Consider the following 22,402-nt stretch of genomic DNA (forward strand, 5'->3'; position numbering starts at 1 on the left):
GTTCCGCGCAGGAGGGGTCACGAGTGTGCGGGCGGCAGGAGTGCGTAGACGCCGACCGCGTTGTCCTGGAAGACCTTGTTCTTCTCTGCGGGGCTCAGTCCGTCGGTGAGGATGTCCGCGATGCGGACGATCTCGCCGTAGCCCGCCTGCAGGGTGCAGACCGGCCAGTCCGAGCCGAAGAGCAGTCGCCCCGGCCCAAAGGCGTCCAGGACGGTGTCGGCGTAGGAGGCGAGGGTGTCGGTGCTCCATGCGCCGGGGGTGGCCTCGGTGACCATGCCGGAGAGTTTGCACACGGTGTTGGGCAGGGCTGCGAGGCGGTGTACGTCGGCGGCCCAGGGTTCGAGCACACCTGTGGCGATGGGCGGTTTGCCGAGGTGGTCCAGGACGAAGGTCAGGCCAGGGACCCAGGCTGCCGCAGCGGTGGCGGCGGCCAGTTGGTCCGAGGTCACGACGAGGTCGTAGGCGAGTCCGGCGTCGGCCACGGCGGCCAGTCCGCGTTGTACGTCGGGCCGCAGTAGCCAGCCGGGGTCCGGTTCTTCCTGGACCTGGTGGCGGATGCCGACCAGCCGGTCCCCGCCCGGTCCTTCGCGCAGGGCGGCGAGCGCGTCGGCGATGCCGGGGGCGATCAGGTCGGTCCAGCCGACGACTCCGGCGATCAGGTCGTCGGTGTCGGCGAGCTCCAGGAGCTCGGGTGTCTCCTCGGGGACACAAACCGTCTGGACGACCACGGTGGCGGCCACACCGGCTGCCCTCGCCTCGGGAGCGAGGTCGTCGGCCGAGAAGGAGCAGGCCAGCGGGGCGAGGGCCTCGCCGGTAATCCAGGGCTGAGGACGTACAGCCAAGTCCCAGACATGGTGGTGCGCATCGATGATCCGCCGGTCCGTCACAGCTGCCACACCACCGGGAGCCCGGCGTCGGTGCCGTCGTGGGAGTAGTCGTGGGTCACGTCGAGGAGGTCGGCCATCCGTGCCTGCCAGGCAACGTTGACCGGGAGGTGTTCCAGCTCGGCGAGCAGGCGGGCGTAGTCCTCGCATTCGAGGAGGTGGAAGAGCTCCTGCCCGCTGCGCCAGATCGTCCAGGAGGTGACGCCCGCGGCCCGGATGGCGGTGCTGAGCTCGTCGGGCACCGCGCGGTGGGCCGCCTCGTACTCCTCGATCCGGTCCGCGCGGACGCGGGTGTGCAGGGCGATCCTCATGGCTGCTCCGGGTGGTTTGGGGCGACGACGATGACGTCGAGGGTGCGGGGGCCGTGGACGCCTTCGACGCGGTCGAGTTCGATGTCGCTGGTGGCGGAGGGCCCCGAGATGAAGGTCAGGGGGCGGGTCGGGTCGAGGAGGGCGAGGGCGTCGGGGACGTTGGCGGCGATCTGCTCGGCGTACACGATGCAGAGGTGGTAGTCGGGGATGAGGGTGAGTACCCGGCGGCCTTGTCCGGGGCCGGTGTCGAGGACGAGGGTCCCGGTGATGGCGATGCCGGCGGCAGCGAGGGTGAGCGTCCTGTCCAGGGCGTCCAGGTCCGGCACGTCCAGCGGTCCCGCGTGCCAGGTCCAGGGGCCGGAGGGCAGCAACCTCCCGGGGAAGCCGCTCGGCACGGCCACATGACGGACCGCGCGGGCAGCGAGTGCAACGGCTATCGCGGCGGTCAGTCCGGCCTCGTCGGTGCGGTGGACGGTGGCGCGGTAGTCGGCGACCCGTTCGGCGAACAGCGCAACCAGGTCTTCGCCCGGCGCAGTGTGGGCGCGCAGGTAGTTCCTCGGTACGGGAACGTCCTGCGGGGTTTCGTCGGCTGGCACGTCGGCGAGTGCGGTGCGGACGCGGCCGAGGATGGTGTCGCGGCTGCTCATCGGTCCCCTTCTCGGTTCTTGCGCCACCAGGTACGGAACGACTCGGCCGGGGGTACGGGGGTGTCCCGGGTCTCGGACCAGCCGCGCATCGGTCCGGGCAGGCGGCCGATGCGTCCGCGCCGGGCGAGGGCGCGGCCGCCGAGGCTCGCGGCCTTCTGGGCGGCGCCGAGCAGTGCCGGTGAGTCGAGGACGGTGGCGGCCGCCTTCATTGCCAGCGCCTCGGCGGTGGGTGTGCGCCGGTCCGCCCGCTCGGTTTCGACGACCTCGGCCCGCAGGTGGGCAAGCACCTCCGGGATGTCGATCTTCACCGGGCAGGCGTCGTAGCAGGCGCCGCACAGGGTGGAGGCGAACGGAAGGGAGGCGGCGTTCTCGACGCCGACGAGCTGCGGGGTAAGGACGGCGCCGATCGGGCCGGGGTAGACCGATCCGTAGGCGTGGCCGCCGGTCCGTTCGAAGACCGGGCAGACGTTGAGGCAGGCCGAGCAGCGGATGCAGGCGAGGGCCTGGCGGCCGACGGTGTCGGCGAGGGTGTCGGTGCGGCCGTTGTCGAGGAGGACCAGGTGGAACGCGGACGGTCCGTCGCCGTCGGTGGTGCCGGTCCAGGTGGAGGTGTACGGGTTCATCCGCTCGCCGGTGGAGGAGCGGGGCAGCAGCTGGAGGAAGACCTCCACATCGGACCAGGTGGGAACGACCTTCTCGATGCCCATGACGGTGATCAGGGTCTGCGGGAGGGTCAGACACATCCGGCCGTTGCCCTCGGACTCCACCACGACGACGGTCCCGGTGTCGGCGACGGCGAAGTTCGCGCCGGAGACGGCGACCTTCGCGCTGAGGAACTTCTCGCGGAGGTGGCGGCGGGCCGCCTCGGCGACCTCGGCCGGCTCGTCACCGAGGCCTTCCGGCGCCGGCGCCCCCAGCGGCCCATCTCGGCGGCGAAGAGGTCGCGGATCTCGGTCCGGTTCTTGTGGATCGCCGGGACGAGGATGTGGGAGGGGCGGTCGTCACCGAGCTGGACGATGAGCTCCGCGAGGTCCGCCTCGTACGCGGCGATCCCGGCGTCGGCGAGGTACTCGTTGAGCCCGATCTCCTGGGTCGCCATCGACTTGATCTTCACGACCTCCCGCTCGCCCGTGGCCCGGACGAGGTCGGCGACGATGCGGTTGGCCTCGGCGGCGTCCGAGGCCCAGTGGACAGTGCCGCCGGCGGCCGTGACGGACTCCTCCAACCGAACGAGGTAGTGGTCGAGATGGCGGGCGGTCCGCTTCTTGATCGCGGCTGCGGACGTCCGCAGCTCTTCCCAGTCATCCAGTTCGGCGGCGACGGCGAGCCGCTTGTCGCGGATCGTCGAGGTGGCCCGCTTCAGGTTGGCACGGAGCCGGCTGTCCTTGAGCGCGTCGCGGGCGGCTTCGGGGAAGGAGGGTGAGCCGAGCCAGACGACTCCGCGGTCCGTGGGCGCGCTCATCGTGTGCCTCCTGCGGTGGCGGCGAGGATCTCCGCCAGGTGCATGGTCCGTACGGTGCTGTCCTGGCGGGACAGTCCGCCACCGATGTGCATCAGGCAGGAATTGTCGGCGGCGCACAGGACCTCGGCGCCGCTGTCAAGCACTCCCCCGGTCTTGTCGGCGAGCATCGCGCTCGATGTCTCGGCGTTCTTGAGGGCGAAGGTGCCGCCGAAGCCGCAGCAGGAGTCGGCGGTCGGCAGGTCGACGAGTTCGATGTCCTTCACCGCGCTCAGGAGCCGATACGGCCGGTCGCCCAGCCGAAGGCCGCGCAGGGAGTGGCAGGTGGGGTGGTAGGCGACTCGGTGTGGGAAGCGCGCCCCCACATCCGTCACGTCCAGCACGTCGGTGAGGAACTCGGTGAACTCGCATACGCGAGAGGTCAGTTCGACGACCTGTGCCCGCAGGGCATCCGTCCCGTGGTCGCGGGCGAGGACCGGGTGGTGGTCGCGGACCATGCCGGCGCAGGAGGCCGACGGGGTGACCACCGCGTCGTACTCCTCGAAGGTCCGCGCGAAGCGCTCGACCATCGGGACGGCCTCCGGGCGGTAGCCGGTGTTGAAGTGCATCTGCCCGCAACAGGTCTGCTCCAGCGGGAAGTCCACCGTGTGGCCGAGGCGTTCGAGGACGGTCACCACAGCGTGGCCGGTGCCGGGGAAGAGAGTGTCGTTGAAGCAGGTGAGGAAGAGGGCGACGCGCATCAGCGGGCCTCCCCGGGGGTCGGGACGTGGGCCGGAAGCAGTCCGCGTTCCTTGAGTTCCGCCCAGAGAGCGTCCGGGACCGGGTGGGCGAGCACGGCGGCGGCGTCGCGGGCCTCGGCAGCGCTGCGGAGGCCGACGAGGACGCTCGCGACGGCCGGGTGTCCGAACGGGAAGCGCAGTGCGGCGGCCCGGAGCGGTACGCCGTGGCGCTCGCACGAAGCCTTGAGGTCCAGGGCGCGGGAGAGCAGGTCGAGGGGTGCCGTCGTGTAGTCGAAGGTGGCCCCGGGGCGAGGGTCGGCGAGCAGGCCGGAGTTGAACGCGCCGCCGATGACGACACCGACGCCACGGTCGGCGGCGAGCGGCAGGAGTTCGGTGAAGCCGTCCTGGTCGAGGAGGGTGTAGCGGCCGGCCAGGAGGACGGTGTCGAGGTCGGTCTCGCGGACGAAGCGGGCGAGCGGCGCGGCCTGGTTCATGCCCACGCCGATCGCGCCGACCGTCCCCTCGTCCCGCATTCGCGCCATCTCGGGGTACGCCTCGTCGAGAGCCCGGTCGAGGTGGTCGTCCGGGTCGTGCAGGTAGGCGACGTCGATGCGGTCCAGGCCGAGCCGTCGCAGGCTGTCCTCGATCGACCGGCGCACGCCGTGGGCGCTGAAGTCCCAGCGCCTGCGGTACGTGGCGGGCACGGCGAAGCCGTTCGCGAGATCGTCTCCCGTGGCCCCGGGCGTCGGGACCAGGACGCGGCCGACCTTGGTGGAGACGACGTACTCACTGCGCGGCCGGGAGCGCAGAGCCGCGCCGAGACGCCGCTCGGACAGGCCGAGGCCGTAATGCGGGGCGGTGTCGAAGTACCGTACGCCCGCCTCCCAGGCGGCGTGCACGGCCTGCTCGGCCTCCGTGTCGGTGACGGGGGTGAACAGGTTGCCGATCCCTGCGGCGCCGAAGGCGAGCTCGGTGACCTGGACGGCGCTGCGGCCGAGCGGGGTCACTGCGTGGGCTCCGGTCGCAGACGCAGTCCCGCCATGCCGCCGTCGACAGCCAGGTCGGTTCCGGTCACCGAGGCGGCGGCCGGGGAGGCGAGGTAGGCGATCGCTGCGGCCACCTCCTGGGCGGTGACCAGGCGGCCGGTGGGTTGGCGTGCGTTCAGGGCGGCGCGTTCGGCGGCCGGGTCGGGTGCGGCGCCGAGGAGGCGGCCGACCCACGGGGTGTCGACGGTGCCGGGGTTGACGCAGTTGACCCGGATGCCTTCGCGGACGTGGTCGGCAGCCATCGCCAGGGTGAGGGACAGAACAGCGCCCTTGCTGGCCGAGTACAGCGCGCGCTGCGGAAGGCCGGCGGTGGCGGCGATGGAGCAGGTGTTGACGACGGAGGCGTGGGACGAGGTGCGCAGGTACGGGAGGGCCGCCCGGGTGGTGCGGACGATCCCGAGGACGTTGACGTCGAGGACCCGGTGCCACTGCTCGTCGGAGTTTTCCTCGACGGTGCCGGCGGCCCCGATGCCGGCGTTGTTGACCAGGATGTCGATCCCGCCAAGCGCTTCCGCCGCATCCCGTACGGCACGGCGGACCGACTCGTCGTCGGAGACGTCGGCGGTGAAACCGCGCAGCGGGGCGGGGGCGCCGCTCGGGTCAAGGTCGAGGACGGCGACGTCCGCGCCCCGTGCGGCGAGGAGCGTCGCGGTGGCCAGGCCGATGCCAGAGGCGCCGCCGGTGACGAGGGCGGTGAGGCCGTGGAGTTTGGTGCTCATGCGCGGGCCTCCGGGTTCGACGCTGCCAGGTCGGCGGCCCAGAAGGCGCCGTCGGGGTAGTGGTAGGCGTCGAGGCTCGACTGCCGCATGGTGGCGGAGAAACCGGGCTCGGCGGGGGCCCGGTAGTGGCCTCGGTCGATCGTGACCGGGTCGAGGAAGTGCTCGTGCAGGTGGTCGACGAACTCGATGACCCGGTCCTCCGTGGTGCCGGAGAGCGCCACGTAGTCGAACATCGACAAGTGCTGGACGAGTTCGCACAGTCCGACGCCGCCGGCGTGCGGGCACACGGGGACGCCGAACTTGGCGGCGAGCAGCAGAATGGCGAGGTTCTCGTTGACACCGGCCACCCGGGCGGAGTCCAGCTGGAGGACGTCGATGGACTCGGCCTGGAGCAGCTGCTTGAAGACGATCCGGTTCTGCACGTGTTCTCCGGTGGCGACCTTGACAGGATGGACGCCGCGTCGGATCGCGGCGTGGCCGAGGATGTCGTCGGGGCTGGTGGGTTCCTCGATCCAGTACGGGTCGAACTCGGCGAGCGTGTCCGTCCACGTGATCGCCTCGGCGACGTTCCAGCGCTGGTTGGCGTCGATCGCCATCCGGATGTCCGGTCCGACGGCGGCGCGGGCCGTGCGGCAGCGGCGGATGTCGTCGTCGAGGTCGGCGCCGACCTTGAGCTTGATCTGGGTGAAGCCCTCCGCGACGGCCTCCTTGGCGAGGCGGGTGAGCTTCTCGTCGGAGTAGCCGAGCCAGCCGGGAGAGGTGGTGTACGCGGGGTAGCCCCGGCGCCGCAGCTCGGCGGCGCGGCCGGGCGCTCCCTGCTTGCCCTTGGTCAGGAGCTCCAGTGCCTCGTCGGGGGTCAACGCGTCGGTGAGGTACCGGAAGTCGACCTGGGAGACCAGCCAGGCGGGGTCTGCGTCGGCGAGGAACTGCCAGAGCGGCTTGTCCGCACGCTTGGCGGCGAGGTCCCAGACGGCGTTGACGACGGCGCCGATCGCCATGTGCATCACGCCCTTCTCCGGACCGAGCCAGCGCAGCTGGCTGTCGCCGGTGAGGTCGCGGTACAGGACGCCGGGGTCGGCGCACAGCCGGTCGACACGCCTGCCGACCACGTGCTCACGCAGTGCGTCGATCGCGGCGACCTGGACATCGTTGCCACGGCCGATGGTGAAGGTGAAGCCGTGGCCTTCGTGGCCGTCCTCCGCCGAGGTGCGCAGGACGACGTAGGCGGCGGAGTAGTCGGGGTCGGGGTTCATGGCGTCGGACCCGTCCAGATCCCGCGAGGTGGGGAAGCGGATGTCGTAGGTGTCGACGGCGGTGATCCGCGGTGCGGTGGCGGACAACTCGATGCCTCTCAAGCGTTGTTGAAGGTCTGGCGCTGGGTGCCGAGCCCGTCGATGGTCAGCTCGACGGTGTCGCCCGCGCGCAGGTAGGGGGTGCCGGGGAGGCCGAGGGCCACGCCGGCCGGGGTTCCGGTGTTGATGACGTCACCGGGGCGCAGCACCATGTACTGGCTCAGGTACCAGACGAGGTACGCGACGTCGAAGATCATGTTCTTGGTGGAGCCTTGCTGGCGCGCCTCGCCGTTCACCGCCAGGCGCAGCCCCAGGGACTGCGGGTCGCCCGCCTCGTCGGGGGTCACGAGCCAGGGGCCGAGCGGGTTGAAGGTCTCGCAGGACTTGCCGAGGTCCCACTGGGGAGAGAATTCCAGCTGGAACTCCCGCTCGGAGACATCGTGGCTGACGGCGTACCCGGCGATGTGACCGGCCGCCTCCTCCGGGCTCTCCAGATAGCGGGCCTCACGGCCGACGACGACGGCGAGCTCGACCTCCCAGTCGGTCTTGACCGATCCGCGCGGGATCAACACGTCGTCGTACGGACCGACCACGGTGGACGGGTCCTTCATGAAGACCACGGGCCGCTCGGGGACCGGCGCGCCGGTCTCCTCGGCGTGGTCGCGGTAGTTGAGGCCGACGCACACCACCTTGCCGGGGCGGGCCACCGGGGCGCCGAACCGCGCTCCGGTGGTGTCGAGCACCGGCAGGAGGCCGGCGGCGTGGGCTTGCTCGATTTGGCCGATCACGTTACCGGCGAGAAAGTTCCCGTCGATGTCGCCGGTGAGTGCGCGCAGATCCAGCGCCTTCCCGTCTTCGAGGAGCAGAGCTGGAATCTCTCGTCCGGGCTCTCCGAGGCGTATCAGCTTCATGTGACATCTCCTGTCGCAGTCGGGAACTTCCGTGGTGATATGCGGGCTGCGGAGGTGTGGCCCTCAGGCGCCGTCGATCCTGACGACGGTGTCGACCGGATCGGGCAGGGGATAGGTGAAGTGTCCGACCTCCCCGAACTGGACGAAGGGGATGTCGGGGTAGGACTTCACGACCCAGGCATCGCACAGCGGCAGCTCGCCGCCGCCGTCGAGCAGCGAGACCCGGGTGATCGCGTCCTTGTCGACGCCCCCGGTCAGCGCGAGCGGGCCGATCGGCGCCCGCAGCACATGGGCGTACAGAGCGGTGTCGGTCCGCGTGTAGTAGCCCCATTCGGGCGTGTCCAGGCCGGCCGGGCCGGCCCCGTAGACGGATTCTCCGTTCACGGCGAGCCACGCGCCGATCGCCCGCAGACGCTCGATCGCCTCGGGCTGGATCCGGCCCCGCGGATCGGGGCCGACGTTGAGCAGCATGTTGCCGCCCTTGGCGACGCATTCGACAAGCTTGGTGATCAGCTGCTCGGGGCTCTTCCACAGGTCGTCGCCGGCGGCGTAGCCCCAGTTGTTGTTGATCGTGACGCAGGCTTCCCAGGGCACCGGGGTGCCGTCGTCGGCGCGGATGCCCTCGACGGGGACGAGCTGTTCCGGGGAGGCGAAGTCGCCGCTGTAGTCCGTCGGGGAGTTCGTCACGATCGAGCCGGGGCCGCCGCCGTCGGCTTCGAGGCGGTTGTCGATGAGAGCAGTGGGCTGCAGCGCGCGGACGGTCTCGATGAGTTCCTGCGCGCCCCACTCCTCCGGTCCCATCCCCTCGTAGGAGAAGTCGAACCAGAGGATGTCCAGCTGTCCGTAGTTGCTGCACAGCTCCTTGACCTGGCCGTGCATGTAGAGGCGGTACGACTCGAGGTCGGGCCTGTGGTCGGTGAAGGCGGGGTTCTCGCGCTCGGGGTGGATGAAGTCGCCGTAGTGCGGGTAGTCCGGGTGGTGCCAGTCGAGGAGGGAGTAGTAGAGGCCCACCTTGATGCCTCGGGCCCGGAACGCGTCGAGGAACTCACGGACCAGGTCGCGGCCGATGCCGTTGTACATGCTGCTGTACTCGGTGAGGGCCGAGTCGAACAGGCAGAACCCGTCGTGGTGCTTGGCGGTGAGAACCGCGTACTTCATGCCCGCCGCCTCGGCGAGCTCGGCCCACGCGTGCGGGTCGTAGTCCTCGGCGCCGAAGCCGTCCACGGCGAATCGGTAGTCCTCGACGCTCACCTGCTCGTGCGAGCGGACCCATTCGCCGCGGGCCGGGACGGCGTACGGACCCCAGTGGATGAACATGCCGAACCGGTCGTGCCGGAACCAGGCCGAGCGGGCGAAGCGCTCGGCCGGCTCGCCCGGCCTGGTGCTGGTGTCGCTCATACCTTCACCGCTCCCGCGACCATGCCGCTGACGATGTACTTCTGCGCCGCCAGGTACACCGCCACCACGGGCAGCATGGTGAGGACGAGGTTGGCGCAGACCAGCGAGTAGTCGTAACTATGGGTGGTCTGGAAGGTGAACACGCTCATGGGCAGGGTCCATCGGTCAGCGTCGGGGATGAGGAAGAGGACGTTCTGGAACTCGTTCCAGGCGTAGGTGAAGACCATGATCAGCGCGGTCGAGCTGACCGGCCTGAGCAGTGGGAAGATGATCGTGAAGAACAGGCGGAGCGATCCCGCGCCGTCCAGGAGGGCGGCTTCGTCGATCTCCCGGGGCAGCTGCCGGATGAATCCGACGTAGATCAGGGTGATGAACGGGATCTGCACGGCGATGTCGGTGAGGATCAGACCCGTGTACGAGCCGCCGAGCCCGATCTCCTGGAGGAGGCGGATGGCCGGGATGAACGCGAAGGGGGCGATGAGGCCGGTGAGCAGATAGCTGTACACGCCGCCGGTGACGCGGCCCGGGCGCCGGGCGATCACGAAGGCCGCGAGCGAGCACACCAGGATGGTTCCGGCGGTGACCGCGACCGAGATGAGCACACTGTTCATCAGTGCCTGGAGCGCGTCCCCGGTCTCGATGACGGTCAGGTAGTTGTCGATCTGCCAGGAGCGGGGCAGGGCGAAGCTCATGGTCTGGGCCTCGTTGCTGCTCTTCAGGCTGGTGAGCAGGACCAGGTACAGCGGGGCCAGGAACACCAGGGCCACCAGGATGGCCAGGGCGTAGGTGGCCGTCTGGGCCAGGACCCTGCCGGGCCGGCGCCGCGGGCTGCGCGGGGTCACGGGCTCGCCTCCATCCTGCGTACGAAGCGGTTGATCACCAGGGCGACGACGGTGATCGTCACGAACTGGAAGACGTTCACCGCGGCGGCGTAGCCGAGTGCTCCGGTGTTGAGCTGCTTGTACACGTAGCTGGTCAGGACCTCGGTCGCGGTGCCGGGACCGCCGCCGGTGGTCGCGTAGATCAGGTCGAACGCCTTCATCCCGGTGATGAAGGTGATCAGGCCGGCCAGGTAGATGGCGTGCCGGATGTACGGGAGCTTGATGTGCCGTGTCACCTGCCACGGCCCCGCCCCGTCGAGCTGCGCGCTCTCGACGAGCTCGTCGGGTACGGCCTGGAGGGCGGCGAGGACCAAGACGACGGTCCAGCCGACGCCCATCCAGGTGTCCACAGCGGTGACGCTGTAGAGCGCGAGGTCGAAGCTGCCGAACCAGTCCTGGGCCAGGCCGAACGGTTCGAGGAGAGCGTTGACCGGGCCGTCGGCCTTGAGGATGTAGTTGAAGAGGAGACCGACCACGATGGTGGAGAACATGATCGGCAGGTAGACGACGGCGCGCAGAGCGCGGCTTCCCCTGAACGCGCGGTTGAGCAGGAAGGCGATCGCCACGCCCAGGCCGGTCTTGCCGACGGTCACGAGGGCCGCGTAGACGAACTGGTTGCGGGTGGCGTTCCACAGGACCGTGCCGTCACCGAAGAGCGTGCGGTAGTTGTCCAGTCCGACGTAGTTCGTCTCGGGTACGTACGTCGAGGCGTCGGTGAGCGACAGGTACATTCCGAAGAAGGCCGGCAGGAGGAAGAAGACGGTGAAGACCAGCACCGCCGGTACGAGGTAGGCGTACCGGTAGGTGCGGTCGATCCCCTGCCGGGTGGTGTGCGGCGTGGTCATCAGAATCCGGCCGCGCCGGCCTTGCTGCCCGCGCTCTCCCATGCCTTCTGGTTCAGCTCGCCGAACTTCGCGACATCGATCCGCTTGCCGAGGAGCTCCTGGTAGGCGGCGATGAGGTCGTCCTGCGGCTGGGGGATCACGGACTGCTGGTCGAGCGGGACGACGAAGCCGCCCTGGTCGACGAGCTTCTGCAGGTCGGCGACGCCGCCGGTCGGCTTGGTGGCCTTGACGTCGGTGAAGGCGGAGACGCCGGGGTTGGCGTCGAGGAACTTCTGCGCCTGCGGCTGGGCGATCATGAAGTTCAGGAAGTCCTGGGCCTGCTCGCCGGCCTTGGAGAACGTGGCGACCTTGAGCAGGTTGGGCTTCTGCAGCCCCAGCGTGCTCTTGCCGTCGGCGCCCGGCAGCAGGAAGTAGCCGATGTTCGCCTTCGGGTTGGCCTTGACGATGGCGCCCAGAGCCCACGTTCCGTTGATGACGGCGCCGGTCTTGCCGTTCGCTATCGCGGCGGTCGACGCGTCGTACGTGGCGGTCAGCACGTCACCGTTGGTCAGGCCCTGCTCGGCCCACCCGGCCAGCGCCTCGTACTCCTCGTCGAAGCCGGGGATCTCGTTCCACTTGACCTTGTTGGAGTCGAGTTTGGAGGCGAGCTGCGGGTCAGCGCCCTGGAAGGAGGCGTTGGCCGCGCTGCGGTGCTGGAGCAGGGTCCAGCCGTCCTTGCCGGCGAGGAAGAGCGGAGTGACTCCGGCGGCCTTGACCTTCTTCAGGTCCGCCTCGAACTCCGCGAGGGTGGTCGGGGGCTTCGTGATCCCCGCCTTGGCGAAGACGTCCTTGTTGTAGATGACGCCGGTCGCGTTGACACCGTCGGCGCTCGGGGTTCCCCAGATCTTGCCGTCCGCGGAGGTGATCGCCTTGCGGACGTCGGGGTTGAGGCGCTCGACCCACGGTCCGGTGGTCGGCTTCATGATCGCGGCCTTGTCCTTGGCGGTGTCCTGGCCAGCGAAGATGTCGACGCCGCTCTTGGCCGCCAGGCGGGCCTGCACGAGGGAGTCGTAGTTGGCGTCGGGAACAGGGGTGAGCTTGACCGTGTTGCCGGTCTGCTTCTCCCAGAGGTCGACGTTCTCCTGGAAGCCGGGCACGCCCGCCCAGGAGGTGGGCAGCATGTAGGTGATCGTGACGTGGCCGTCCGAGCCGCCGGCGGTGTCGGAGCCGGAACAGGCGGTGGCGGTGACGGCGATCACGGTCGCAGTGGCGACGGCGGTGGCGATGCGGATTCTGCGCATGACGAGTTTCCTCTCGGTGCGTGAGGTCGAGCTCGGGGTGACAGGGGGTGCGGGGGCGGGTTCACCGGACGGGCGGGAGAACCGGCTTCCTGCTGGGGGCCTCGTTCGGGCACAGCGGTCCGATGTCGATCCGGGCCGGGAAGGCCGGATCGCCGAGGAGCGTGCCGAAGGCGTTGGCCAGTGCCGTCTGCAGCACGCCGAGCACGGGGCCGAGCGTGGGGAACTGGGTGACGGCGAGGTCGATGGGGTAGGCGTTCCGCAGCAGGGAGGTCACGTGCGCCTCGATGCGGTCGGCGAGGATGCGCCGGCGGGCCAGTGGCCCGCCGAGCACGATCAGCTGGGGGTCGAGCACCAGGGTGAGATAGGCGATGTGGCGGGCGGCGCGGGCGGCGAACCCGTCGAGTTCCGCCGTGGCGTCCGGGTCACCGCGTTCGGCCGCGTCCAGAACGGGAAGGAAGGTCTCCAGCTCGTCCCAGTGCGAAGGAGCCGCGGGACCCTCGTCGATCAGGTTCAGCTCTCCGGCCATGTTGCGGCTGCCTCGGTGGACGCGGCCGTCCAGGACGATGCCGGCCGCCAGCCGGTGCCAGGCCAGTGCGAGCGCGAACGAGTCGGCGTGCCGGGCGGCACCATAGGCGTGCTCGGCGATGGCCGCGGCGTTCAGATCGTGCTCGACGATGACCGGTACGTCGCCGAAGACCAGTCCGGCGTCGGCCGGGGAACGGCCCTGCAGGTCGGGGTGGTGGGGTGAGTAGCAGAGTCGTCCGTCGGGGCCGATTCCGCCGGTGAGCGAGACACCGAGGCCGAGCCAGCAGCCATGGGCGGGCTGCAGTCGGATCGCCACCTGGACCACGCGGCGGTGGAGACCGGCGATCCGTTCCCGGCCCGTCGACGGCGCCGGTTCACGGTGCTCGCTGACGTGCCGGATGCGTCCGCCGACGTCGCACGCGACGATCCGCTCGTGACGCTTGCCGAGCTCGGCGCCGATCACGAAGCCGTGCTCGCTGCGGAAGCGGAAGCGCGCGGCCGGCCGGCCGCCACTGGGCGTGGGGGACTGTCCGTGCTCGGCGCCGGTGGTGATCTCGACCAGGTGGGGAAGACCGGCCAGCCGTTCCTTGACCGTGGGCCGGGACAGTCCGCTGGCGGTGGCCAGCTCGCTGAGCGTCGCCTCACCCATGGCGTGCAGTGCGGCGACGCACGCCGTGGTGGTGGTCCTGCCGGTGGTGTCGACACCGGGCACGAGCGCGGTCAAAGACCTCTGCCTTTCCGTGGGGCGGTGGCCTGCTTTCGGCCCTGGCGCCGTCTGGCCGCTCGATGTTCTCCAGGTATTGCAGGCCTGTTTCGAATCTGTCTTCCGTAACAGGCTGCGAGGACCGTAGGCCACCAAATCCAGCCACGCAAGGCTTACGAAAGCCTCTGAGCTGCACTTTCATAACCCCTGGCTGAGATGTCGCGTCACGAGCCGCGTCACGAGCCGCGTCACGGTGCCAGCGGTGCACGGCGGGATATGGAGCCATTGCCACCGCTGCTCCGGAACGCTTTCCAGCCACGCCGTGCCTCCTCTAGCGTGCCGCTGCCCACCCCCACAGGGTCCCGACGGGGCCACGAGCCGAGGAGCGATGCCATGACCCATCGAGACGACTCCCCCACCCGACCCGACGACGCCCTCGGCACCCGGCTGGGCCGGCGACGGTTCCTCGGCGCGGTCGCCGGCCTCGGCGCCGGTCTGGCCGTGCCGGGTGTGCTGGACGCCGCAGGGATGGGTTCCACCGCCGCGGCGGCAGCGTCCGGGCGAGGGGCCTTGCGTGCCACCATCGACGCCACTCACCCTGCACACCTGATCAACCTCGGCCAGAGCGACGAGCCGTACCAGGGCACGCTCCAGCAGTTGTGGGACACCGTCCCCGCCTGGCTGAAGCCGTACGCGTACATCAACCTCATCGGCGGCCATCACCTCCGGAACGTTCCGGAGACGACGGAGTGGATCGAGTCCCGCCTCGACGCCGCGGAGGCCGCCGGAATCCCGGTGGTCGCACAGGTGGCCAACGGCGAGACCGGCAACACCAGCCTCATCCCGGTGAGCCAGTGGGAGACCTGGGCCCGAACCCACCCGAACACGTTCAAGGGCCTCAACGCCGCCGAGCTCTACAACGGTCCGAACCTCAGCGACTACCTGATCAGCCTGTTCGACGTCTCGGGCCGTCTGGGCATGTACTTCTTCTGGACCGACACCAACATCTTCGGCACCGACGGCATGATGCTCGACTACATGCAGAACAACGCCGCCTTTCTCCCCGCGATGAAGGCGAACGCCGCCAACCTGGTGCTCATGAACAAGGAGTCGTTCGCCACCGACAGCACCGACGCGCTGATCAAGGGCCTGTGGCTCACCGGCTACGCCGGCAACTGGGGTTCCTCCACGGACTGGTGGAAGTGGGGTCTGGACGGCAGGGGAGTCTTCCCCGGCGGCTCGGGCCACCAGGACTGGAAGTACATCCTGCAGTACCCGCAGCCCCTCCAGGTCCAGTCGATCGTGCGCGACCTGTCGCAGGGCGCGACCTGTTTCCTTTCCGAGGCCTCGTACTTCACCAACGGAGCTCTCGGCCACCGCTACGCGGGCGCGCAGTTCGGCGTCTACCCGCTCCTCAAGGGTGTGACGAACGGCTGGATCCGCATTCCGACCCGGTCCGAGGTCGCCGGCCAGCAGCAGGTCCTCGCCAAGGGAGCGGCCAACTTCTCCACCCCGGGCTGGAATCACTCACTCAACAACGCGATGGCCACCGACGGGCGGTACGGCCTGCCGTCCCTGGTCCCCAGCACGATGCCGGCCGCCGATCTCGCCGGGTTCACCACCGTCACCGCCCCGCAGCCCACCAGCTACTACGACGGCCTGTACCCGGGCTTCGCGAGCGCCGGGAACGGCTGGCTCGTGCGCTCCGACGGCGCGGCGAAGCAGTGGTACTACACCAGCCCCGCAATGGACGTCCGGCAGAAGTCCGCGGTGGTCTTCTCCCCGACCAACGTGCCCACGGCATCCGTGACGATCAGCTCGGACGAGCACACCAACGTCATCGTCCAGGAGAACCCCTCGAATCTGGGCGTCCACGTCTTCAACTACCGCCTCGACCTCACCAACGCGCTCTCCCTTGTCACCGACCAGGCGACCACCGTCGCCTTCGGCCAGAACTACATGGCGCCCAGGCTGGACGCCGCGGGCGACCCGGTCGTGAACGCCGACGGCTCGATCCCCACCGCCGGCGGAAAGACCCTCCCGGACCGTTCCTCGCGCGACATCCGCAACGTGACGCTCACGATCGTCGGCACCTGGAAGGGCGGCCGGCCCGCCGTCGTCTTCGACGACTACCAGGGCATGACCCGCCCGTACACCCAGAGCCAGAGCTGGGACCCGGCAACCCGCACCCTCGTCCTGAGCCTCACCATGAACGGCACCGCGCACTTCAACGTCCGGCTCGACGGCGGCGGTCCACGCGTCCTTCCCCGCACCGGCTGGACCGTGGCGTACACCGACAGCGAGGAGGTCACCGCGGAGAACACCCCGGCGGCGAACGTCCTCGACGGCAGCATGGCCACCCTCTGGCACACCCGCTGGTCGAACGTCTCGCCCGCCCCGGCCTGCCCGCACGAGATCCAGCTCGACATGAAGGCGTCCCACGTCGTCTCGGGCTTCAGTTACCTGCCCCGCCAGGACTCCTACACGAACGGGACGGTCGGGCAGTACGAGTTCTACGTCAGCACGGACGGCACCACGTGGGGCAGCCCGGTGGCCACCGGCACGTTCGCCGCCGACAAGACCCTCAAGACCATCAACTTCCCTCCGAAAAATGCCCGTTACATACGGTTCCGGGCGCTGTCCGAGATCAACGGCAACCCCTGGACCTCCTGTGCCGAGCTGAACGTCATCGGCGAGTGATCCCTCCCCTCCGGAAAGCGAACGCATGACACTGCACCACCCCGTTCCGGCCGTGCTCCGCGCGGCCGGAACGGCCCTGATCCTCGACGTCGCGGGCCCCGGCCTGCCCACCGTCCTGCACTGGGGCGCCGACCCGGGAGACCTGGGCGACACCGCTCAGCTACTGCTCGGCCTCCGCCCCTCCTGGCCGGTCGCCTCGGTGGACGCCCCCGTACGGCTCCGGCTCCTCCCCCAGCAGGTTGACGGCTGGGTCGGGCGCCCCGGCATCGCGGGCCACCGGGACGGCGTGCCGCCGCATCTGCGCCTCGCCCTCACCGAGCCGGTCACCGTCACCGGCGTGGACGGAGAAGGCGGGCGCCTCGCCGTCCGCTCCCATGACGAAACGGTCGGCCTCACGGTGTCGACCATCGTCGAGATGGACGCGTTCGGTGTGGTCCGGCTGCGGCACGAGATCACCAACACGGGACCGGGCATGTACGTTCTCGGCGAGGCCGCGTGCCTGCTCCCGGTTGGCGACGAGGCGGCCGAGGTCCTCGACTTCACCGGCCGCTGGGCCCGCGAGCGTTCGCCCCAACGCCGTCCGCTGGCCCACGGGGTCACCACGCGGGAGTCCCGCCGGGGGCGAACCGGCCACGACGCAACGGGCCTCTTCCTCGTCGGCGAACCGGGATTCGGCTTCCGGCACGGCCAGGTCTGGGCCGTGCACGCCAGCTGGAGCGGCAACCACGTCCACTACACCGAACGGCTCCCCGAGCACCGGCCCGTCCTGGGTGCGGGCGAGCTGCTCGCTCCCGGCGAGATCCGCCTCGCACCGGGCCACGCCTACCGGACCCCGTGGGTCTCCTTCGCCTGGTCGGGGGCCGGCATGGACGGACTGTCCGACCGGCTGCACCTGCACCTGCGGGCACGCCCCGGCCACCCGAAGACTTCTCGCCCGGTGATGCTGAACACCTGGGAAGCGGTCTACTTCGACCACCGCCTCGACAAGCTCACCGCGCTGGCCGAGCGCGCCGCACAGGTAGGTGTCGAACGCTTCGTCCTCGACGACGGCTGGTTCGCCGGCCGCCGCGACGACAGCGCGGGACTCGGCGACTGGACCGTCGACCCGGTGGTGTGGCCGGACGGGCTCCACCCCCTGGTCGACCGGGTCAAGGCGCTCGGCATGGAGTTCGGGCTCTGGGTCGAACCCGAGATGGTCAACCCCGACTCCGACCTGGCCCGCGCCCACTCCGACTGGATCCTCGCCGCCCCGGACCGGGCGGCACCGGCGGCCCGCAACCAGCAGGTGCTGGATCTCGCCCACCCCGAGGCGTACGCCCACATCGCCACTCACCTGCACGCCCTGCTCGACGAGTACGACATCGCGTACCTGAAGTGGGACCACAACCGCGACCTCCTCGAAGCCGTCCACGCAGGCACAGCGGGCGTCCACGCCCAGACACAGGCCGTCTACCGTCTCCTGGACGATCTCCGGGCACGTCACCCAGGCGTCGAGATCGAGTCCTGCTCGTCCGGCGGGGCCCGGATCGACTACGGAATCCTGGAGCGCACCGACCGCATCTGGGCGTCGGACACCAACGACCCGATCGAACGCCAGCGCATCCAGCGGTACACCGGCCTCTTCGTCCCGCCGGAGCTCATGGGCAGCCACGTCGGAGCGGCCACCGCCCACACCACGGGACGCACAAGCCCGCTGCAGATCCGGCTGGCGACCGCGCTGTTCGGCCACGCCGGCATCGAGTGGGACATCACCACGTGCACCGAGGAAGAGCTCGATCACCTCACCGCGTGGACGGCCCTCTACAAGCGACTCCGACCGCTGCTGCACAACGGCCGGACCGTCCGCGTCGATCACCCGGACCCCTCGGCGTACCTGCACGGGGTCGTCTCGGACGACGAGCGCCACGCCGTCTTCGCCCTGCTCCAGGCGGAGTCCTCCGAGGGCTCCGTGGCGGCTCGACTCCGGCTACCCGGACTCGCCCCGGACACGACCTACACCGTGGCAGTCTGCCAGGACTTCCAGGCTCCTGCGTCCCACCCGAGCACCGCCGTACCGTGGATCACCACGGGGTCGGTCCGCGCCTCGGGAGCGGCGCTCGCCACGGTCGGCCTGGCGGCGCCCCTGCTCGACCCTGAGCAGTGCCTGGTACTTGAACTCCGGGCGGAGTAGGAGCGGGCGGCTGCGGTGGCCGCCCGCGTGCCTGCCCTGCGTGACGGTGCACTGCCACGGCTCAGGCCCTGCGTGAGCGTTCTCCCCAGCCACAGCGTGCCGTCGGCGGCAGGCTGTGGCTGGGGAGAATCTGGGGAGAATGAAGCCCCACGGGGGCGGCTGGGGAGAATCGACTGCGTAGAGCGGCACCACTGCGAAAGCACCGGAAAGAAGCAGGTTCGCAGGCCAGCCCCCTTCCTGCTGCTATCTACGCAGGCCAGCACCATGAGGGCGAGGACTTCAAGAAGATCTCGTCGTGATCTCGACAGGTCATGTGTGGCTCTCACCGCCCTTCAGGTTGCTTCCCAGAGGCCGGCGCCGAGGATCCGGGCGGCCTTAGCTCAGACGTCCACGACGCGTGGACGGCCTGGATGCTGAGCCGTGGCAGCGACCACCGGAGCTTCGTTCCCTTCCAGGACCTCTCCGGTGAGGTGCAGGCGCTGGACGCCGCCTACGTCCACGCGATCCACGCGGCGGCCGAACGGTGCGCGGGCGACGCTCGACGCGGGCGAGACCGGGGTCCCGACCCGCGATAGCAGCACCGATGAGTCTTCGGTCTCCGGGGAGTCTCATCTGCACCAGGCGCCCCACACGGGGCGCTCTGTCCGAACCGGAGAAGCTTCTGTGTCAACTGTCACATCCGAAGTGCGCGTTGTCTCCACTGACGGTACCGCCATCGCATTCGAGCAGTCGGGATGCGGGGTACCGGTCATCGTGGTCGCCTCGGCCCTGGCAGACTGCTCCGACACCCAGCCACCGCCTTGTCCAAGTTCCGCTGAAGCTCACCCGAGTCGAACGTAGCTTCGCTTCGCACCATGGTCCCTCCAGTGCCAGCTTGCTTGTCTGAACTTTAGGTGTGACCACTGACAGCGGCGCGGAGGATGGCGGTCGGCGCAAGATCACCTTATTTAGTGTGTATTTCCATAGGACATGGCCGCAGCGCTCGAAGTAGCCGACACCGCAGGCATACAGGCATACCGAGGACTCCTCGGATCGAAGTCTTTAACGGGTGCGCACCGGTACGTCAGCCTGGCAGGTTCGGTGTGCACCCACACCGTCGGCGGCACCACATCCTTCCCAACAGCTCCCGGAACTCTCTGCGGCCCCGGAACCGTCGGTTCACCTCATCGACGTTCAGGCGTATTCCTGTCGATCGAATCCGCTGCTGGCCTGGGCACCTGATCGTGTAGCTGAGTCCACCGCTGTTGTCCTCAACCAGGGCTACGCACATGTGCAGAGGCCAGTCGCAGCCATCGGTTCCTTGTCGGAGGTGGGTGTATCGGCGGAGCGTGGCAAGGCGGTGGTTTTTCGGCAGGTTGCGGTGCGCGCGACACTGGGTGCACCTCATCTGGTGTTCCGTGTTGCCGTTCTGGCGAGAGACAGCGCACCCGCTCATCGGGCTGACGGGTCGTCGGCAGCATGATTCCACCGCAGTCTTCACTGCGGGTATCGCGGTGCGGGTCTCGGCGGCCTGCTGCCAGGCCACCTCCCGGGCTGCGGCGCGGGCCGACCGCAGGCGGTCCAGTATGCGTTCGTCGACGGCGGCCAGCAGCCGCCAAGCCGTCGGCGTGGAGGCCACCGGGCCGAACACCTCGCGCTGGTCCCGCAGAACGGCCAGATCCGCGATCGCCTCGCCGCCGTCGGCGAGCATCACTGCGAGATCGGTAGCGATCCGGCCTGGGTCATGGCCGGTGCCGCGCGGCCGGAGCACGGTGGAGTACGCCGCCGTCAGCCCGGTCGCTTCGGCGAGGTCCACCAGCAAACGTGCTCCGGCATGCCCGACCGCCCCCGACCCGTCAGTGGACACCACAAGCCGGGGCACCCTGGCCGACTGCACGTAACTTCCACTCGCCGTCGCACCAGTAGAGCTCTCCGAAGATCTTCACCGTTTCGATGCAAGCATCCTTACAGAATCCTCACCGCGGATCTCCTGCTCATCGGTGTAGCCAAGGGGGTGGCGGCATCGTGCAGGACTTCTGCGAGTCGAAACAAGGCCGGCGGACAAAGCGAGCTGCCCGACGCGGCAGGTCATCGTCGATCCAGCAAGCGCTGGCGGAGCCGCCTGATCGTCATCGTCGAGCAGTTCCTTGGGCCCCGACTTGGGTCGACTAGGCAATCAAGTAGCGATAGATCAACCATTCACAAACGACTTTATTGACGATTGCCCATACGAGTCGATAGGCTCCCAGAGTGGGCAATGATAGATGAACCTGGGAGACATCACTCGCGAGGGACTGACATGCGCCAAGACTTGAATCGACTCGAAGTTCTTGCAGATCACGGATATGCGCTACGGCGTATAGACAGCACCTACGACCTCACGTATGACGCCCACGTACCGGATCCATGCGGCGGCACCTATGACTCCTGACCCTCAGCGAATCCGACAGGCGGAATGCGAACAATCCGAGGACGGTTTTAGCGATTCCGCGCACGAGATGCTCGTACGGGATCTCGGGCCAGACTTCCATGGCTTCCGAGGCGAGCTCGGCAACAAGACCGTGTGCATGGTGACGCCTCGGGCACTGCATGACCCCGCCGAGCAGCACATTATGAGGGAACTCGTGAAACGCCAAGGCGGAAACTGCTCGGCCTGTACCAATTGCCCTATAGGTGGGTGTGAGTAATAGTCCATGCGAGGCACGACAGAACAAGGATCGACGCCGCCGGGGGTGCCAGCACGGGGCACACCGCGCCTGTCCCACCCACCACTCCACAGCCGTCATCACCTCTGAGGTGGTGGCGGCTTCGCCCTGGACGAAGCCGCCGACCTCATCGTGCGAAAGTCGAAGAACGCACTGGGCGTCGGCGGCCGCAACACCGCCACCACCCCTCGCCGCGTCGGAGCACCCGACGGCGATACGCCGGAAGCCAGCTGAGGCACCGCGGTCGTCAGCATCTTCCGTCCCTCGTCGCTTGCTGGCGCTGCACGAGCCAGAACAGGCGGCTGGATACCACGGCTCTGCCATCACACCCTCTCAGACCCTCTGCCGCGATGTGAGATCCCAGTCGCACACGGCGGGTTCCCGGTGATGCTGAAGGGGGGACAGACAGCGGGGGCCGGAGACCATCACTGGGACGCTGTTGGTTACTGATTTCGGCGTTTCGGGGTCTGGATTTGTGTCGGGAGGGGTGACGCGGTCCGTCCGGGCTGGTACGCCGGAGGCATGCGGTATCCGGACGGGGGCGGGCTGTCCGCCGAGCAGCGTGGGCGCCGGGAAGAGGTACGGATGCGGGCCGTTGACCTCTTCGATGAGGGCGTGGAAGTCCCGTGCATCGCCCGGGAGTTACGGGTGAGTGAGAAGTCGGTCTACCGTGGCGCCGCATCTGGAGGACGGGCGGACGCGAGGCGCTGCGTTCCAGAGGCCCCTGCGGCTACGGCTGTCGGCTCGGCCCGCACCTGCAGACCAAGCTCGTGATGTGGCTTGATGAGGGGCCGGCCGCGCACGGCTGGGCGGACGACCAGGTGTGGACCGCCGCGCGGGTACGCACGCTGATCGGGCGGAAGTTCCACGTTTCCTACAGCGTCTCCGGGGTCACTCGGCTGCTGCACCGCATGGGCTACAGCGTGCAGATGCCCGCCCGGCCCGCCGTCGAACGCGACGAGGACGCGATCACCGCATGGCGGGAGGCGACCTGGCAGGAGGTAAAACCCTCCGGGCGGCGACCGGCGCGTTCATCTGCTTCGAGGACGAAGCGGGCGTGACCGGTCGGCCGCCCAAGAGCCGTACCTGGGGCCGGCGCGGCATCACCCCGAGGGTCAAGGTGTCCGGCCGTAGCCGGGGACGTCTCTCGGTGGCCGGTCTGCTGTGCTTCCGGCCGGGCCTGCCCGCCCGTCTGTGCTACCGGCTGCGTCGGCATACCGGCCGCAAG

Annotated in this window: 18 protein-coding genes and 3 pseudogenes; 5 read left to right on the plus strand and 16 right to left on the minus strand. The window is 69.3% G+C overall.

Features of this window, described 5'->3' with window-relative positions; genetic code table 11:
• Positions 1–17: 17 nt before the first annotated feature.
• From ACFC79_RS35495 to ACFC79_RS35560, 14 genes and pseudogenes are all read right to left on the minus strand, one after another.
• Positions 18–887 (minus strand): amidohydrolase family protein, encoded by an 870-nt coding sequence (locus tag ACFC79_RS35495; protein WP_376249060.1) that lies wholly within the window; start codon positions 885–887, stop codon positions 18–20.
• On the minus strand, positions 884–1,195 hold the full coding sequence (locus ACFC79_RS35500) for an L-rhamnose mutarotase (RefSeq protein ID WP_376249034.1): 312 nt from the start codon (positions 1,193–1,195) through the stop codon (positions 884–886). The genes ACFC79_RS35495 and ACFC79_RS35500 overlap by 4 nt, the downstream gene beginning before the upstream one ends.
• Complete coding sequence (locus tag ACFC79_RS35505) at positions 1,192–1,842, minus strand: lactate utilization protein C (RefSeq protein WP_376249036.1); 651 nt, start codon at positions 1,840–1,842, stop codon at positions 1,192–1,194. Before ACFC79_RS35505 ends, ACFC79_RS35500 begins: the two co-directional genes overlap by 4 nt.
• Positions 1,839–3,304: pseudogene (locus tag ACFC79_RS35510) on the minus strand (LutB/LldF family L-lactate oxidation iron-sulfur protein). Before ACFC79_RS35510 ends, ACFC79_RS35505 begins: the two are co-directional and overlap by 4 nt.
• Complete coding sequence (locus tag ACFC79_RS35515; RefSeq protein WP_376249038.1) at positions 3,301–4,041, minus strand: (Fe-S)-binding protein; 741 nt, start codon at positions 4,039–4,041, stop codon at positions 3,301–3,303. Before ACFC79_RS35515 ends, ACFC79_RS35510 begins: the two are co-directional and overlap by 4 nt.
• Entirely contained in the window at positions 4,041–5,027 is a 987-nt protein-coding gene (locus tag ACFC79_RS35520; protein ID WP_376249039.1) for an aldo/keto reductase, read from the minus strand. Before ACFC79_RS35520 ends, ACFC79_RS35515 begins: the two co-directional genes overlap by 1 nt.
• Positions 5,024–5,785: an SDR family NAD(P)-dependent oxidoreductase gene (locus ACFC79_RS35525; RefSeq protein ID WP_376249041.1), complete on the minus strand. Its 762-nt coding sequence runs from the start codon at positions 5,783–5,785 to the stop codon at positions 5,024–5,026. The genes ACFC79_RS35520 and ACFC79_RS35525 overlap by 4 nt, the downstream gene beginning before the upstream one ends.
• The gene (locus tag ACFC79_RS35530; RefSeq protein ID WP_376249062.1) at positions 5,782–7,125 is read right to left on the minus strand and encodes an L-fuconate dehydratase; all 1,344 of its coding nucleotides are present in this window, start codon (positions 7,123–7,125) and stop codon (positions 5,782–5,784) included. The genes ACFC79_RS35525 and ACFC79_RS35530 overlap by 4 nt, the downstream gene beginning before the upstream one ends.
• Positions 7,126–7,136: 11 nt before the next feature.
• On the minus strand, positions 7,137–7,988 hold the full coding sequence (locus ACFC79_RS35535; protein WP_376249042.1) for a fumarylacetoacetate hydrolase family protein: 852 nt from the start codon (positions 7,986–7,988) through the stop codon (positions 7,137–7,139).
• A 63-nt stretch (positions 7,989–8,051) separates the two neighbouring features.
• On the minus strand, positions 8,052–9,386 hold the full coding sequence (locus ACFC79_RS35540) for an alpha-L-fucosidase (RefSeq protein ID WP_376249044.1): 1,335 nt from the start codon (positions 9,384–9,386) through the stop codon (positions 8,052–8,054).
• Positions 9,383–10,228, minus strand: coding sequence for a carbohydrate ABC transporter permease (locus tag ACFC79_RS35545; protein WP_376249046.1), 846 nt, complete (start codon positions 10,226–10,228; stop codon positions 9,383–9,385). The genes ACFC79_RS35540 and ACFC79_RS35545 overlap by 4 nt, the downstream gene beginning before the upstream one ends.
• Entirely contained in the window at positions 10,225–11,112 is an 888-nt protein-coding gene (locus ACFC79_RS35550) for a carbohydrate ABC transporter permease (RefSeq protein WP_376249047.1), read from the minus strand. The genes ACFC79_RS35545 and ACFC79_RS35550 overlap by 4 nt, the downstream gene beginning before the upstream one ends.
• Positions 11,112–12,392 carry an ABC transporter substrate-binding protein gene (locus ACFC79_RS35555; protein ID WP_376249049.1) on the minus strand — a complete coding sequence of 427 codons (1,281 nt, stop codon included), beginning with the start codon at positions 12,390–12,392 and terminating at the stop codon, positions 11,112–11,114. Before ACFC79_RS35555 ends, ACFC79_RS35550 begins: the two co-directional genes overlap by 1 nt.
• A 61-nt stretch (positions 12,393–12,453) precedes the next feature.
• Positions 12,454–13,641 (minus strand): ROK family protein, encoded by a 1,188-nt coding sequence (locus ACFC79_RS35560; RefSeq protein WP_376249051.1) that lies wholly within the window; start codon positions 13,639–13,641, stop codon positions 12,454–12,456.
• A gap of 372 nt (positions 13,642–14,013) precedes the next feature.
• Between ACFC79_RS35560 and ACFC79_RS35565 the strand changes: the two genes are divergently transcribed.
• The 3 genes from ACFC79_RS35565 (at position 14,014) to ACFC79_RS35575 (ending at position 19,065) form a co-directional block, all read left to right on the plus strand.
• Entirely contained in the window at positions 14,014–16,320 is a 2,307-nt protein-coding gene (locus ACFC79_RS35565) for a discoidin domain-containing protein (protein WP_376249053.1), read from the plus strand.
• A 25-nt stretch (positions 16,321–16,345) separates the two neighbouring features.
• The gene (locus ACFC79_RS35570) at positions 16,346–18,490 is read left to right on the plus strand and encodes an alpha-galactosidase (protein ID WP_376249055.1); all 2,145 of its coding nucleotides are present in this window, start codon (positions 16,346–16,348) and stop codon (positions 18,488–18,490) included.
• A gap of 410 nt (positions 18,491–18,900) precedes the next feature.
• Complete coding sequence (locus tag ACFC79_RS35575; protein WP_376249057.1) at positions 18,901–19,065, plus strand: hypothetical protein; 165 nt, start codon at positions 18,901–18,903, stop codon at positions 19,063–19,065.
• A 908-nt stretch (positions 19,066–19,973) separates the two neighbouring features.
• Here ACFC79_RS35575 and ACFC79_RS35580 read toward each other — a convergent pair.
• Positions 19,974–20,366, minus strand: a pseudogene (locus ACFC79_RS35580) (transposase); the annotation flags it as partial.
• Positions 20,326–20,436, minus strand: a pseudogene (locus ACFC79_RS35585) (TerD family protein); the annotation flags it as partial. The pseudogenes ACFC79_RS35580 and ACFC79_RS35585, both read right to left, overlap by 41 nt.
• A gap of 1,323 nt (positions 20,437–21,759) precedes the next feature.
• Here ACFC79_RS35585 and ACFC79_RS35590 point away from each other — a divergent pair.
• Positions 21,760–21,948 (plus strand): hypothetical protein, encoded by a 189-nt coding sequence (locus tag ACFC79_RS35590; protein WP_376249064.1) that lies wholly within the window; start codon positions 21,760–21,762, stop codon positions 21,946–21,948.
• Positions 21,948–22,235 carry a winged helix-turn-helix domain-containing protein gene (locus tag ACFC79_RS35595; protein ID WP_376249065.1) on the plus strand — a complete coding sequence of 96 codons (288 nt, stop codon included), beginning with the start codon at positions 21,948–21,950 and terminating at the stop codon, positions 22,233–22,235. The genes ACFC79_RS35590 and ACFC79_RS35595 overlap by 1 nt, the downstream gene beginning before the upstream one ends.
• Positions 22,236–22,402 lie beyond the last annotated feature (167 nt).

The organism is Streptomyces sp. NPDC056061, assembly GCF_042266885.1.
Taxonomy (GTDB): Bacteria; Actinomycetota; Actinomycetes; order Streptomycetales; family Streptomycetaceae; genus Streptomyces.

Bases quoted from the DNA above. Each gene is read 5' to 3' on its own strand.
- ACFC79_RS35500 (WP_376249034.1), bottom strand. From the start codon at position 1,195: ATGAGGATCGCCCTGCACACCCGCGTCCGCGCGGACCGGATCGAGGAG.
- ACFC79_RS35505 (WP_376249036.1), bottom strand. From the start codon at position 1,842: ATGAGCAGCCGCGACACCATCCTCGGCCGCGTCCGCACCGCACTCGCC.
- ACFC79_RS35515 (WP_376249038.1), bottom strand. From the start codon at position 4,041: ATGCGCGTCGCCCTCTTCCTCACCTGCTTCAACGACACTCTCTTCCCC.
- ACFC79_RS35525 (WP_376249041.1), bottom strand. From the start codon at position 5,785: ATGAGCACCAAACTCCACGGCCTCACCGCCCTCGTCACCGGCGGCGCC.
- ACFC79_RS35535 (WP_376249042.1), bottom strand. From the start codon at position 7,988: ATGAAGCTGATACGCCTCGGAGAGCCCGGACGAGAGATTCCAGCTCTG.
- ACFC79_RS35540 (WP_376249044.1), bottom strand. From the start codon at position 9,386: ATGAGCGACACCAGCACCAGGCCGGGCGAGCCGGCCGAGCGCTTCGCC.
- ACFC79_RS35550 (WP_376249047.1), bottom strand. From the start codon at position 11,112: ATGACCACGCCGCACACCACCCGGCAGGGGATCGACCGCACCTACCGG.
- ACFC79_RS35555 (WP_376249049.1), bottom strand. From the start codon at position 12,392: ATGCGCAGAATCCGCATCGCCACCGCCGTCGCCACTGCGACCGTGATC.
- ACFC79_RS35565 (WP_376249053.1), top strand. From the start codon at position 14,014: ATGACCCATCGAGACGACTCCCCCACCCGACCCGACGACGCCCTCGGC.
- ACFC79_RS35570 (WP_376249055.1), top strand. From the start codon at position 16,346: ATGACACTGCACCACCCCGTTCCGGCCGTGCTCCGCGCGGCCGGAACG.
- ACFC79_RS35575 (WP_376249057.1), top strand. From the start codon at position 18,901: ATGCTGAGCCGTGGCAGCGACCACCGGAGCTTCGTTCCCTTCCAGGAC.
- ACFC79_RS35590 (WP_376249064.1), top strand. From the start codon at position 21,760: ATGCGGGCCGTTGACCTCTTCGATGAGGGCGTGGAAGTCCCGTGCATC.
- ACFC79_RS35595 (WP_376249065.1), top strand. From the start codon at position 21,948: ATGTGGCTTGATGAGGGGCCGGCCGCGCACGGCTGGGCGGACGACCAG.